Annotated in this window: 15 protein-coding genes and 1 tRNA gene; 6 read left to right on the plus strand and 10 right to left on the minus strand. The window is 42.2% G+C overall.

What is annotated here, in order from left to right; genetic code table 11:
- The 4 genes from KSW37_RS10275 to KSW37_RS10295 all read right to left on the minus strand — a co-directional run.
- A partial coding sequence (locus tag KSW37_RS10275) for a S24/S26 family peptidase (protein WP_217314388.1) occupies positions 1-439 on the minus strand: 439 nt, incomplete at its 3' end.
- A 21-nt stretch (positions 440-460) separates the two neighbouring features.
- A complete protein-coding gene (locus KSW37_RS10280) occupies positions 461-1384 on the minus strand; it encodes a hypothetical protein (RefSeq protein ID WP_217314389.1) in 924 nt (307 codons plus the stop codon).
- Positions 1385-1445: 61 nt separating this feature from the next.
- Entirely contained in the window at positions 1446-2615 is a 1170-nt protein-coding gene (locus KSW37_RS16020; protein WP_254368619.1) for a helix-turn-helix domain-containing protein, read from the minus strand.
- Between the two features lie 323 nt (positions 2616-2938).
- The gene (locus tag KSW37_RS10295) at positions 2939-3631 is read right to left on the minus strand and encodes a DUF4840 domain-containing protein (protein WP_217314390.1); all 693 of its coding nucleotides are present in this window, start codon (positions 3629-3631) and stop codon (positions 2939-2941) included.
- Between the two features lie 614 nt (positions 3632-4245).
- Here KSW37_RS10295 and KSW37_RS10300 point away from each other — a divergent pair.
- The 4 genes from KSW37_RS10300 (at position 4246) to KSW37_RS10315 (ending at position 7589) form a co-directional block, all read left to right on the plus strand.
- Complete coding sequence (locus KSW37_RS10300; RefSeq protein WP_217314391.1) at positions 4246-5130, plus strand: DNA/RNA non-specific endonuclease; 885 nt, start codon at positions 4246-4248, stop codon at positions 5128-5130.
- 973 nt (positions 5131-6103) lie between these two features.
- Positions 6104-6361, plus strand: coding sequence for a hypothetical protein (locus KSW37_RS10305; RefSeq protein ID WP_217314392.1), 258 nt, complete (start codon positions 6104-6106; stop codon positions 6359-6361).
- Positions 6348-6833 carry an HTH domain-containing protein gene (locus KSW37_RS10310; RefSeq protein ID WP_217314393.1) on the plus strand — a complete coding sequence of 162 codons (486 nt, stop codon included), beginning with the start codon at positions 6348-6350 and terminating at the stop codon, positions 6831-6833. Before KSW37_RS10305 ends, KSW37_RS10310 begins: the two co-directional genes overlap by 14 nt.
- 225 nt (positions 6834-7058) lie before the next feature.
- Entirely contained in the window at positions 7059-7589 is a 531-nt protein-coding gene (locus KSW37_RS10315) for a hypothetical protein (RefSeq protein ID WP_217314394.1), read from the plus strand.
- Between the two features lie 255 nt (positions 7590-7844).
- On the opposite strand, the gene KSW37_RS10320 is transcribed toward KSW37_RS10315, so the two are convergent.
- The 5 genes from KSW37_RS10320 to KSW37_RS10340 form a co-directional block, all read right to left on the minus strand.
- A complete protein-coding gene (locus KSW37_RS10320) occupies positions 7845-8417 on the minus strand; it encodes a hypothetical protein (RefSeq protein WP_217314395.1) in 573 nt (190 codons plus the stop codon).
- A gap of 63 nt (positions 8418-8480) precedes the next feature.
- A complete protein-coding gene (locus KSW37_RS10325; protein WP_217314396.1) occupies positions 8481-9863 on the minus strand; it encodes a hypothetical protein in 1383 nt (460 codons plus the stop codon).
- 220 nt (positions 9864-10083) lie between these two features.
- A tRNA-Lys gene (locus tag KSW37_RS10330) sits at positions 10084-10156 on the minus strand.
- 78 nt (positions 10157-10234) lie between these two features.
- On the minus strand, positions 10235-11362 hold the full coding sequence (locus tag KSW37_RS10335) for an AI-2E family transporter (protein WP_217314397.1): 1128 nt from the start codon (positions 11360-11362) through the stop codon (positions 10235-10237).
- A gap of 14 nt (positions 11363-11376) precedes the next feature.
- A complete protein-coding gene (locus tag KSW37_RS10340) occupies positions 11377-11961 on the minus strand; it encodes a thymidine kinase (RefSeq protein WP_217314398.1) in 585 nt (194 codons plus the stop codon).
- A gap of 95 nt (positions 11962-12056) precedes the next feature.
- Between KSW37_RS10340 and rsmI the strand changes: the two genes are divergently transcribed.
- Both rsmI and KSW37_RS10350 read left to right on the plus strand, forming a co-directional pair.
- Positions 12057-12821 (plus strand): 16S rRNA (cytidine(1402)-2'-O)-methyltransferase, encoded by a 765-nt coding sequence (rsmI, locus tag KSW37_RS10345; RefSeq protein ID WP_217314399.1) that lies wholly within the window; start codon positions 12057-12059, stop codon positions 12819-12821.
- Positions 12822-12892: 71 nt separating this feature from the next.
- Positions 12893-13744 (plus strand): hypothetical protein, encoded by an 852-nt coding sequence (locus tag KSW37_RS10350; RefSeq protein ID WP_217314400.1) that lies wholly within the window; start codon positions 12893-12895, stop codon positions 13742-13744.
- Here KSW37_RS10350 and KSW37_RS10355 read toward each other — a convergent pair whose 3' ends face one another.
- Positions 13745-14191, minus strand: coding sequence for a nucleoside deaminase (locus tag KSW37_RS10355; RefSeq protein WP_217314401.1), 447 nt, complete (start codon positions 14189-14191; stop codon positions 13745-13747).
- Between the last annotated feature and the right edge of the window lie 8 nt (positions 14192-14199).

The raw sequence follows: 14199 nt of genomic DNA on the forward strand, positions 1-14199 counted from the left end.
TCAACCTCTGCCATCTGTGCCAGTTTCTGAGCGCTTTCTGCGAGATGAGACTCTTACGGCTGCCATCGGGTCTGATGACAGCATGCGCCTTCGCAATGACATCCTTGCGCCGGCAATGCTCCTTAAAGCCGAGATTCCCATCACCCGTCAGTATGATACGACTATCATCTGCTGAAGAGGATGCAGAGGAAGCATCTCCTGCAACAGGCTCTATTCCGATGATGCGATGAACCACCGGATAGCCTTCTTCTACCCTCGCCATCACAATATCGCCCACCTTCAACTCACCTTCTACCGGATAGAATTCAACACAATCTCTATCTCCTACGATAAAGGGAAGCATGCTGGTTCCCTTGACTGGAAACTTGACAGGACGACCTTCACGGATGAATTGTTCAAGCGCGGCTATTGCCTTATATTTTGAATCGGATGTATTCATCTTTCTGTTGTATGATTGTTTTTACTGACTGATGGTCTGACAGCAAAGGAGGGCTGCACCGGTATCGGGAAGACAGTCGAGCTGATAAAGCCGGGTTCCACCGATAATCTTCTCTATCGTATGATGCTGACCGTCAGCAATATTATTCTCCCAAGCCTTACCGGAAACTGAAGACTTGATAGACACGTAAGCCTCTATGACGGTCTGTTTCCTGATGCTGTTGGCGGGTGCCTGACGCAACTGGACAATTGCCCCGATCGGATATTCCTCGTTCTTATAGCAAGGCGTCTTTCCGCTCCAAGGAGAGCCACTCACCATGAGCGTTCCTTCTGGCGCTACATAAACCACCGGGTTGTCATCATTGAGCAGTCGGGTTCCTGCTATATGCCTGAGCCACAGACCGGAATGCGTACTCTTACCCGTTCCGCTCTTACCCAGGAAGAGATAAGCCTTACCCTCTTTTACTATGGTAGAAGAGTGAAACAGGAGTGTATCATTACCTGCAGAACGCATGGCATAGAGCAGCATCAGCGAGGTATCAACAGTTGCCTTGATGGCACCGAAAGCCGACTTCTGACTGAAGACGCCAGCAGGGACCAGAAGATTGGAATGCTGATAATCAAGATCGGTAATCAGCATCGATTTCAGATCAGTCATCGCCATCAGAAACGCCTTCTGCGTATCCCCCAGACTACCGCTGATAATGAGCTGTCCCTCCTCATCCTGTCTGCATTCCTCCCTGAAACCGGCAGGTTTCCTCAGTTCTTCCCCGCTTTCTGACAAGGTAAGCGTGAAGGAGGTTCGGGCAGAAGATGCGACATGCCCATCGCATTCAAAAGCCTGATAAGCCTCCAGCAAAGTTGTCATAACCTCCTGACAGTAATCAGGATAAGAAAGACTGAACCCGACATGGGCGACCTGATAATACTTTATAATGGATTCCATTTTTATTATTTCATTTATGTTCCCTAGAAGGAGCGGTTCAAGTTTTTCATTGCAGTTTTATTCAATACGAATGATTTTCAGCCATTTTCTCCCGCCATTCGGTAGGAGTACAACCTTCCTTTAACTTGAAAATGCGGTACAGATAGGTGCGGGCAGAGAATCCACATTCGGCAGAAATGATGTCATTACTATAGTCTGGATATTCCTGCATCATCTTCTTTGCCGCATTGAAACGTATGTCACCGAGCCATATTCTGAATGTGGTTTTCAGATACTGGTCGAAGTATGCTGATAACTCACCCTTAGGGATGGAAAGTGTGCGGGAGAGGGTAAGCATGTTCACAGTACAGTCCTTATAGCCCGAATTGGCGCACCATGCATCAAGACTTTTCTGGATGAAATCTCTGTGCTCATCGGATAGCGGCTGTAAAGACTCTGTACTGTAATCAGCAGGACTCTGAACTCTGTCAGAATGTGCTTTCCCATTGCTATATCCAGTCCCAGCCAAGTCTTTGTCTTCCTCTTCTTTATCCAGGAGTTCTTCGGTAGGGATATAGCTGCCGCCGAGAGCGATAAACGTAAGATTGAAGAACAGCAGGGCAAACAATACCAACGGACCTATGATAAACAATAAGGTGGTGGAAAAGATAGCTGCCGGCATGATGAGAATTGAAAGGCACAGAATGAAGACACTGGCACGCGAATATCTCACGTAGGGCAACATATCGGTAGCTGCCATTGTCTCCAGCATCTTCTTGCGTCTGATCATCTCACGCACAATCATGGATATGCTGTAGGCTACACTCATGCAGAACAGGGCAAGCATCATATAAAGTCCTTCCTTGATATACAGGCTGTGATGGAGATTGGTGCCCACCCAGAAGACCACGAGGATGGCTGCATAAATGCCGCCACATACAAGGTTCATCTTCCTGCGGTTGGCTCGTGTAGTCTCGATGTTATAGATGGCTATAGCGATGAGCGAGAAGCAGGGGGTATAGATGAGGATATTGATGACTGCCCCCAGAATGTCGTCGGCAGCACGGAAGCCGAAAGCCATCTGTATCACATATTGTATCGCCAGTCCTATCATGGCAACAACAATGAGCAATCGTGAACGCTCATACCGCTTGTTCTCCCATCTTACATGCAGATGAGAGACAGCCACGATGAAGGCATTGATGAGCATGAATATGAAACATGCAAACTGTAATAGAAATAATGAATCCATACGTTTCTTGTCTTATGTTTTCTATCTTTGCTATACATTATTATAATGTATGCGCTTGCAAAAGTACAATAATAATTTCAGAAAAAGGAAAAAGTTCTTAAAATATTAATAAAAAAACAAATAATAAAGTGTTTCGCAAGATTTTCAACTGAACTTTCATGAGTAATAAAAGCGTTCTTTGTATAAATGCAACAAGGCGCAATCTTCTCACGAAGACTGCGCCTCTAATAGTTTTCTTTTTTGTTTAATTTTTAAGAGAGTATTAACATATATATATTTGTAAGTGTAAGTTTCTTACTTCTTTATTTCTTTTGCTCTGAGCTTTATGGCTCGAAGAACTTAATCTGTGTTCCATTTGACAACTGGGTTCCTGCCATATTAAAGTTGAATGCTGTAGGATTTGGTTTCTTCTCATCCTTTGGATCAACTTCGTAACCATAAACAACCAAATAAGCTTCAACCTTGCCTTTATCCTGGGTAACTTGTCCGAAAGTATATCGGCTGTTTCCGCTAGAATAGCAATAGAACTTAACCTTATGTGTAGCACCACCATACTTCAGATTTACAGAAATAGCATCTGGGAAGAGCATGAACTGGATAACTGGTGTAACTGAATAGTAGTATACAATACTCTTGAAGTTAACCGGCATCTCGTATTTCTTCAATGCTTCCTTCAGGTCTTTCATTTCAGCATTTTCAGGAATGTAACGGGCGAAGATCTTTACAGGGAAGTTGTTTACAGTCATTACAGTGTCTTTGCCATCTCCGTAGATAGATGTAGAGACATTTAAGGTGTCGTAATATTCCTTTTTGCCGTCTTTTTCTGTAACATGCTCGTCGCTCATATAAGCGAGTTTGCTCATGCGGCTACCTGCTGTCTTAAAATAGCAGGTCTGCTTTTCTGCTTGTGTGAGCGGCTGATAATAGCTGTTGTTATCATCGCCTGTATTACAAGAAGTGAATGCGAAAGCTGCAACGAAGGCAGCTGCAATTGAGAATAATTTGATTTTTTTCATTTTTCTATTATGTTTTGATTCTTATTTTCTCATATTTCTCAGCCTAAATGTACCCCGATATGGTTGCCCGAGGCTCTTCAGTCCTTGTATAAAACAAGAAAAGGCGGGAAACTTGCATCACTTTTTGTTAATCTCTGTTAATGTCCTTCACTTGTCCATTTCATAGAGCACTTTTGCCAATGTATCGTAACCTCTGACTTTCAGTTCTTAGACGTTTGAGCTTTTTACTGTGTTAAGTCTAGGTTTGTCCTACATAGCGATGCAAAGTTAGTGTTTTATTTTGAAATGCGCAAGAAATTTATGATTTTCTTTCTCTTTTTCGCATAAAAATACTACTTTTGTGGAGATTTTGGTGGTTCTTCACCTGAAAAGCGGAATGAATAGTGTAGACTGTTAGTCTCATGAGACTGAACTTTCGCATGTGGTTCAAGAACGGGCTGAAGGCCCAAAAGCTCCTAGCCCAGGGCTTCGCCCTGGGTATAATGGCAATCAGTAAGTCGCCCTGTAATTACCCAGGGCGATGCCCTGGGCTAGGGGCTTCTGCCCTTTCAGGGCGTATGGGACAAAACTTGCGAAACTTGAATTACGGAAAATGAAATAATGATGAATCTGATATGAAAAAGAAAGTAGGTACATTTAAGATTTGGCTGTTGGCGATTGCCGCAGTTGTGGCGTTTTCTGTCTTGCCGAAGGTTTCTTCGCTGGCAACAGAAGATCAGGCACTTGTTGTAAAGGAGAATAAGCAGGAGGCTGCTGATGCTGCGGGCGATGAACCGTCTGCAGAGAACAAGCAGGAAACTGCTGGAGAGGGTGCGAATCTGGAGGCGCAGGGGCTGGAGATTCCGGTATCTAAGGTAAAGGTATCTGAGACCATCAAGCATCGGTTGGCTTATACGGTATCTTATAATCATGATACGCGACAGCCGAATTGGGTAGCCTGGGTGCTGACGGGGGAGCATGCATCTGGTAAGTTGCCGCGCGGTAAGTTTGCTGATGATGAGGAGATGCCGGCACCCGTGGGTACTTTGGCAGATTATTACAACAGTGGATTGGATAGGGGACACATGTGTCCGGCTGGTGACAACAAATGGAGTCAGCAGGCGATGGATGAATGTTTCCTGATGACCAATATGTGTCCGCAGAACCACAGTCTGAATGCGGGGGTATGGAACACGATAGAGCAGCAGTGCCGCAACTGGGCGAAGCAGTATGGCAAGGTTTATATTGTCTGCGGACCGATATTTCTGAATAAGGAGCATCGCAAGTTGGGTAAGAACAAGGTGGTAGTGCCTGATGCCTTCTTCAAGGTGGTTCTTCATACGGGCAAGAATCCGCAAGCCGTCGGCTTTATCTGCCGTAACCAGTCGCAGAAAGGCAGAAAGAAGACGGAATTCGTAAATTCAGTAGATGAAGTGGAGCGTATCACCGGCTATGATTTCTTCCCTCAGCTTCCGGATGATGTTGAGAAGAGGGTAGAGGCTAAGGCTGAAATGTTTTAATAACAAAAAAAAGGCTTTCCGTAATGGAAAGCCTTTTTCTTGAAGATCTGTGACTCGCATGGGGAGCACACAAAAATATCTTTGTTGACTGATAATCAGAGATTTACAAAATCACCCGATTAAAAAGGCAAACTTTTCTATCAAACTCATTCAAAGAACGTTGTTATTTTGTAGGTGCAAAGGTAGGCAAAAAGTTCGATAACGAATCATAAAAGGCAAACTTTTTGTTGAGGCTTCCAGATAAAAAAAGTTAATTTCTGGAATCCCATTATAATAAGGTGTGTTTGCCTTTTACCAGAATCAAAAAGCAAACAGGACAAACAAGCATTTGAGCAGTCAAACAACTCCACTGTTCAAAAATTGAGTCGGTTTCCTTATTACATATAAAAGCAAAAAAAAACGGTATGGGGGTCTCTTTTGGTGCGGATGGCACGTATATATTAAGGGCTGATTTTTGAGTCTCGTTTTTTATTGGCTGATTACTAACACTAAAAATACGTAATATGTTGATACATAATTAAATACGTGTACAAAAGTGTTGCTTTTAATATATTTCTGTCTGGTAGCCTAAAACTCATAGAATCCCTTTGTTTATGGGGGTTTTCGCCAGATTTGGCGAATACAAAGGGCACAATAATTTAGGTAGATTTATCGCCCTGTATTTGCTGAGGCTTCCAGATTGCCAAACAGGGCGATAAACCTATTATATTGAATCGTGTGATATTGGGGTTATTCTGTTTCGTTAGAATGGTCGTGAGTTCCCCCACCATTCCCATAAGGGTTAGAACAAATACCGATAACCACCAGAATAAATATAATAAAGCCTATTATTGCCATATCTCAAATGTATTTAGTTTACAGGGGCAAAGATACAAAAAGTTATTGAGATAATAAACTTTTTCTATCTTTATTTTACTATTCTAACGTAAAAAGGGGGGAGAGATATAGTAACTAATTTAAAAAGAATAATAATATGAATATTGGAATCAAAGTAAGAAAGCAACATTTAGCTTTCGTTTCATTTTTAATTGAGAAATACGGTAGTGTGATTAATCGTGTTTCAATGTCTGATATAGCTTTGTTATATGGTACAAGTACTACAAACGTGTTGAACTATACAAAAAGACTTCACGATTTTGGCTATCTTACAATTGATAAAGCAAGCCCAAAGAAATGGGTTATTACTATCAATGTAGAAAAAGTAAACAGTGTGTTAAATGGTAGTAAGTAATAAAGACGCAATATTTAATGATGATGCAAGTTGGACAAAAACAAATGTATGTCTTTCTGTAGTTTTAAAAAAGTACAAATTAAACGATAACGAATCCACCATATTGCGAATTATTATAGATGTATATAATAGGGCAGTACTTACGTTTCAGAAAAGCGAAAAGAAAAAGGAAACGTCAATATCGTATGATGGTTTGGCTGAAATAATGGGGGTAACAAAAAGAACTGTATATAATGCAATACAATCGCTTTTAGATAAAGGGCTGATAATACGTATTAATAAAGAAGCTATTACTACAAAAGATAAAAGTCTGGATAAAGGCACGAAAGGTAAAAGTCTGGATAATGGCACAGGAGAAATAAGAAAGGGCAGAGATAAATCCAGATACGTACCAAATAGTAAAAAGATAAAAAAAGACTTAGACGATTTATTAGACGATTACCCACAATTAGCAGATTGGGGGCTTATGTAGAAAAGTCTTTCAACATAACGTGAAAATTCTTTCTACACAAACTTAAATTAGTATTGAAAGAATTTTCAACACTACAGACAGTTAAGTAGAAAATTCTTTCAATATACAGAAAATGATAAGTAGCTGAAAATCAGTTAAATCTAGATTTTACGAATAAAAGCCCTTTATAATATATATTTGTCTAACAAATATATTATAAAAGGAATACAAAAGGTATAAAGTACAATGGTAAACAGTACTAAAAAGGCGCAAAAGGATAACATAATATTAGCAATAGACGGAGCGACAAAAACAGGGTACGCAGTATATAAGAACGGCAAAATCATAGAACACGGCACAGAGCGTTTTAGACCAACAAGACGTTGTTATGATTATAGCAAGTGGGCGCAAAAGGTGATAGACAAGCACGGAATAACCCAGATAGTGGCAGAAGATATTTTTAGAGAGCATTCCAGAACGAAAGATAAGGCATTTTATGTACTCGCAAAATTGCACGGTGTGTTAGAGGATAGAAACGAAAGAAATGGGCTTCCAGAGGTATGTTTCATAAATCCCCTTATGGTAAAGCGTTTTATGATACCCAGAATGCACACAAAGTATGAGAGAAGCGAAGACAAGCAAAGAATGATTAATCGTGTAACCCATTTAGGTTATAATCTGGAATCAGAAAAAGCGGATGATGAAGCGGATGCAATAGGAATCCTTTTAACCTATCTGGATGCAAAAGGGCTTCCAATCAATCACCCAGACAATTAAAAAGGAATTAGGGCTTTTACTGATTTTATAGTAAAACCCCCAGACAAGTAACAGGGAACAAAGAAGCCTCAACAGATACCACAAAGTATTTGCTGAGGCTTTTATTTTTGAGGCTAACAAGAACGACTGCTCAAAAATTTAGCAGTCAACAAGAACGACTGCTCAAAAATTTAGCAGTCAACAACTAGTTTGGTGAATTTTTCACACAACTTCTTGTATGCTGCATAAAGTTAGGTGAATTTTTCCACAACTTTATTAAATTGTTATCTCATCGTCACAACAGGATGAAAACTCGCTTTCTGGCATTCCAGAATCTTTGCAGTATATTGTTTTCATCGCTTTCATAGTTTCTTTAAACTCTTCCAGAATCTTCTTGTTATTAAGTGCCTTTACAGTTCCCAGAACGTTTGCAAAGTTGTTTTTGTATGCCTCAAACTCATAACTAGCATATTCCACCCCAGAAGAAGAACAAACAGAAACCTTATATTTGCAGTGTTTTATAATCTCGCTTTCAACGTGCAAATTTGCTTTGTTGTACTTCCATCCTTTACGGTTCATTCTGGAATCTTTGTAAACAGGGCGAAAATGTCCTATAGTGCGGTCGTATTCCTGTACTGTCATATCTCCAAGAACGTATTCTAAGCCTGTAAAGACGTTTTCTTTTAGGTAACGGTAATAGTAGTTACCAACACTAATAAGAACGCCCTTACAGGCAGCAGAAACGTTACTAGGGGGTACGTTTGCGTATCTTGCAGCCTCATTAATGGAACAAGCCACAAGAACCAATTTCTTATGCTTATTAAAAATAAGTATCTTCTTCTGTTTCATATCTTTTGTTTTAAATTAGAATCTGGAGAAACCTTTGTTAGGTTTACCCCAGATTGCTTTAAACTACATATAATAATTATCCAATCTTATGTTTCTGGTTATTTGTCGTTTGTCAGTGTAAACTTCCTGTATGTTGTGGACTGATGTTTTAGCGATTGCAGAAACTTCTTCTTTGTTAGGGTTAATAATAGCCATATTGGTTATTATTGTACGCCTCATAGTGTACGTTGTTACGTTTATGTCAGACCACCCCAGATTTGCACATACAGACTTAAAGAATCGGTTTACCTTTTCTCTAGCTTTAGACAAGTCTAACAATCGCTTGTTAATGTCTGTTCTTACGTTAACGTTGCAGCTAAACGGCAACAAATACCCAGATTTGCGAGTTCCTTTGTACTTCTGGATGATTGCCAAAGGTTCTTTGGCTAACCAAACAGGCGTATTTCTGGAGTCTGTATCGTAGTTTTTTTTCTTTTCTGGACAATAGAACCACGCATAAAGCCCTGTATCGCTATCTAGCTTTATATCTTCTATTCTCATTTGCAGAATATCAACAGGGCGAGATGCCAAATAATATTGTAACAGAAGCATATCAATGCAAAGTTGTTTATCCTCATGTTTCATTTTCGGATGAATGAGGTCAACATTAAACGCTTTCAGCTCGTTAAATTCCTTTTGTGTTAAGGTACGTTTGCCTGTCTTGTTTTTCTTCTTCTGGCATTCTGGAAGGTAAGCAGACAAGCGGAAACCAAACTTAAAGCTAGGGTTATCGTTTTCTTTCTGCTGATAATGGTAAACTACAGCCCTAAAGCGTTTAACGTTGTTATCGTAGTCATTTGGAAAATTATCTCTAACAAACTTGCAGAACTCTTTAAATACTTCATCGTCAACGTTGGCTATAGGCATGTTGGCGAATTTACTAACACCATTTGCCCACGGCATTTTAACGCCCTTTACTGTTCCCTGTAACTTATGAATAAGTTTATCGTAATTGGTGTAATTACGGCTTCCCTTTTCTCGCATTTTCCCAGACTTCCATAAATCACGGTAATAAATGGCATATCCCAGAACCGTTTGAACGCTTGCAGCCTCAACGTTTAAGCTAGCTTTGTAGGCATTAAAGAAATCTTCTGGAGTGTAGCACGGTACGGCTTCCAGAACTGTCTTGAACTGTCTTGCAAGTTCATCTAACTGTTTGTTGTCTTCCGTAGCAGTAACAACAGGCAATTTCTTAAATGCAGTTAGGAAACGGCTTGTTTCTGCATTCCAGAAAGCCACGTCAGTTTGCAGACGGTAATTTGTACCCCAGAAGAATTTAAGGGCTTTACGCACGGTTTTGCTACCTGTATCGCCCTTTGCAAAGTTAGGGTTATAAACGAATACGTTAACACTTTGTGTTGCTTTGTGTACCTTAAAAGATACGTTTTTAATTGTAATTTGTACCATAAACGATATAATTTTATGGTTCTTAAATGAGATAAGCAGAAAAAGGCAAACTAAATGTCAAACTCATAAGTCAAACTTTCAGCGTTTTATTTGCCTTTAATGCAAAAAAATCAGATAGAACGGAATAAACTATTATAGTTAAATTCTCGTAACTATCTGATTTTCAATCAACTGTATATTAAAGTCTCTATTACAGATAAACTTCAATAATATATTGGTGTGACTCGCATGGGGCTCGAACCCATGACCCCAACATTAAAAGTGTTGTGCTCTACCAGCTGAGCTAGCGAGTCAATCTTCTGCTTTATGTTTCAAAAGCGAGTGCAAAGGTACGGCAAAAATCTGAAATAACCAAATATTTTGCCATATTTTTACTGATTTTCTTCATTTTTATCCGAAATCGGGACATTTTTGCCCATTTCTTCATGATATTGCGGCTTCTCTTTCGTTACATACCGCTGCCAGTAGGCTATGATGAGCGTTGTGAGCGGAAGGGCTACAATCAATCCCAGGAAGCCCAAAAGTGCACCCCAAACCGAGAGACTCAAGAGAAGAATGGCTGGGTTCAATCCCATCGCCTTGCCCATGATCTTCGGGGTAACTACCATGTCGGTGATGACCTGTACCACACAGAACACCAAAAAAGCCAGACCGAATACCAGCCAGAAGTTCTGACCTGTGTCGGCTGCCTTCAGCATGGCAAGGAATGCCGTAGGGATGAGGGCGAAGGTATGGAGGTATGGAACCAGGTCCATGATGCCGATGAGAATGCCCAGACCTATCGCCATCGGGAAACCGATGATGGTAAAACCGATGCAGAACATGATGCCCATACAGAGCGCTACCAGTCCCTGGCCACGGATATAGTTGTTGAGCTCGCGCTCCACATCCTTCATCAGCGCACTCCAGAACGGACGGTTCTTCTTAGGGAAGATTCTCACCCAGTTGGCTGTCAGCGTCTCATAATCGAGCAGGATGAAGAACATATATAATAAGGTAATCATCGATGCCACGATACTCATCAGTACCGTTGCCGTCTGGCTGACTACCGAGAAGACCTTAGGCATGGTGGTCTTGATGGCATCGCTGAAGTCCTTGCTTTTCAGAAAATGCTCTATCTGTTCCTGGTTAGCCTGCAGCCAGTCTTTGATCAGCGCCGTCAGGTTGTTGGTATGAGTCGTCTGATGCAGCCATCGTGTCAACACCTCACCGAGTTTGTCAAACTGGTCAATCATCGGTGGGATGATGAGCCACAGCACGCCTCCTATAACAGCGATTGCCGTTCCCATGGCGATGAGGATAGACAGCGCACGTATTCTGACGTGGAGTTTGTTTTCGATAAACTTCACGACCGGATAGAGCAGGTAAGCGAAAAACCATGCAATGAAGAATGGCAGCAGTACGCTGCTCAGATAGTTGGTCATGTAGAGCACGGCCAGAACGATGAGGGTAACCCCCGCCCATCTTATAAATTTATCAAATGTAATCTCCTTTCCCATATTTCATCCTTTTGTTATGATTTTTCATTAAGAATCGCCTTCTGGTAGCATTCTCTGCAGAGTGGCTCGTATTCATCTTTCTCGCCCAGAAGCACCCGCTTGTCGTTATTGACCAACCGGTGGCTCACATAGGCAACCGAACCACACTTCACGCAGATGGCATGAACCTTGGTCACCTCGTCGGCGATGGCACAGAGGGCAGGAATCGGACCGAAGGGAACTCCCTTGTAGTCCATATCCAGTCCAGCCACGATAACTCTCACGCCACGGTTGGCAAGTTCGTTGCATACCTCCACGAGACCATTGTCCAGGAACTGGGCTTCATCGATACCCACCACGTCGATATCAGAAGCCAATAGCAGTATCGATCCAGAGGACTCAATAGGAGTAGACCGGATAGAGTTTTGGTCATGGCTCACTACATCTTCCTCGGAGTAACGAGTGTCAAGCGCAGGCTTAAAGATTTCCACCTTCTGCTTGGCGAACTTCGCACGCTTCATTCTTCGGATTAATTCCTCTGTTTTACCAGAGAACATCGATCCGCACACCACTTCAATTCTTCCGGGACGGTGTGCCTCCCCAATTAGATTTTCTGTCATTTCGGGGGCAAAATTAATAATAAGGTTTTAAAAAATGCAAAGAAATGCGTTTTTTTTTTGCTAAGAAAGATTAATTAACTACATTTGCGGACAGTATGGGCACATTATACATCGTTCCGACTCCAGTTGGTAACATGGAGGACATGACAATGCGAGCCATTCGCATACTGAAAGAAGCGGATTTGGTACTCGCTGAGGACACTCGAACATCGAGTGTTCTGCTGAAGCATTTCGATATAAAAAATCGATTAGTGGCTCACCACAAGTTTAACGAACATGGCACATCTTCTGCCATCGTAGAGCGACTGAAGGGTGGCGAAACCATCGCCTTGATCAGCGATGCCGGAACACCGGGTATCAGCGATCCTGGCTTTTACCTCGCCCGCGAGGCTGCCAAGGCAGGCATTACGGTGCAGACTTTGCCTGGACCTACAGCATGCATTCCTGCCATCGTTTCATCGGGCTTGCCATGCGACCGTTTCTGTTTCGAAGGATTCATTCCGCAGAAAAAGGGCAGACAGACCTATCTTGAATCATTGAAGGATGAGGTACGCACCATGATTTTCTATGAGTCGCCTTATCGTGTGGTGAAAACTTTGCAGCAGTTTGCCGAGGTTTTCGGGGATGACAGACAGGTGAGCTGTTGTCGTGAAATATCCAAACTCCACGAGGAGAGTGTGAGGGGTACGCTTGCCGAGGTTATCGCTCATTTTGAGGAGACAGAACCAAGAGGCGAATTTGTCATCGTATTGGCAGGAAAAGATCCCAAACAGCTCAAGGAAGAGATGAAGGAAAAGAAGCGTGAAGAGCGCCGGCAGAAGAAAAACGGGGCTTGCAGGGATGAAGACAGTAATGAATAAAGTATAGGAAGCGACGCGTTTTACGCGAAAAGATAATTTTTTAAATCAAACATTAAAAAGGAAAAATGATTATGAAAAAGCTATTATTTGCGGCATGTTTAGCTGCTTTTTGCTTGACCAGTTGCAACAACGGCAAGAACAACACCCAGAATTTGGCAAATCAGCAGAATGATTCGCTGAATAGTATCATCGCTCAGAAAGATAGCGAAATTAACGATATGATGGGTACATTGAATGAAATCCAGGACGGTTTGAACCAGATTAGTGAGGCTGAACACAGAGTAACTATTCTGAAGAACAGCGAGGGTGCCAGCAAGAGACAGCAGCTTAAGGAGGATGTACAGTTCATCGCTACCCGTATGCAGCAGAACCGCGAACTTCTGGCTAAACTGCAGAAGCAGATGGCTAACAGCTCTTTGCAGGCTGACCAGTTGAAGAAGACCATCGCAAACCTTCAGGAGCAGATTGCACAGAAGGATAAGGAACTCCAGGCGCTTCGCGAGGAGTTGGATAAGAAGGATATTCATATTGCAGCGCTCGATGAGACTATCAACAATCTGAATACCAAGACCTCTCGTCTTACTACAGAAAGCAGCCAGAAGTCTGAAACTATCAATGCACAGGATAAGCAGCTCAATACAGCCTGGTACGTATTCGGTACCAAGAAGGAGTTGAAGGAACAGCATATCATGGAAGGTGGTAAGGTAATGACCGGCAATTTCAACAAGAGTTATTTCACCAAGGTTGATATCCGCAACATTTCTGAAATCAAGTTGATGTCAAAGTCGGCTAAGTTGCTCACTACCCACCCATCCAGTTCTTATGCTCTGGTACGTGATGCTAACAAGCAGTATACACTCCGCATCACCAATCCACAGATTTTCTGGAGCACCAGCAAGTATCTTGTAGTGCTCGTTAAGTAATTATCTCTTTCTCTGAAAGAAATCCCGCATGAGTGCGCGGCACTCATCTTCTAATACGCCCGATGTAACTGTCGTCTTAGGATGCAGTGCATCGGGCGCATATTTTGTATACCCCCTTTTCTCGTCGCTGGCACCATACACCACGCGGCTGATCTGTGCCCATCCCAGTGCTCCGGCGCACATCACGCAAGGCTCTACCGTAACGTAGAGGGTGCAGTCTTTCAGGTATTTTCCTCCCAGCATGTTGGCTCCCGAAGTGATTGCCTGCATTTCGGCATGAGCCGTAACGTCGGTCAGCATCTCCGTAAGATTGTGGGCTCGCGATATAATCCGGTCCTTACAAACGATGACGGCGCCTACCGGAATCTCGTCTTCATCGAATGCAGCCTGAGCCTCCATCAGGGCACGGCGCATGAATGTTTCGTCTTTTTTCTTGATATCTTCCATTGTTTTTC

This window comes from Segatella copri (assembly GCF_019127135.1).
In the GTDB taxonomy this organism is placed as follows: domain Bacteria; phylum Bacteroidota; class Bacteroidia; order Bacteroidales; family Bacteroidaceae; genus Prevotella.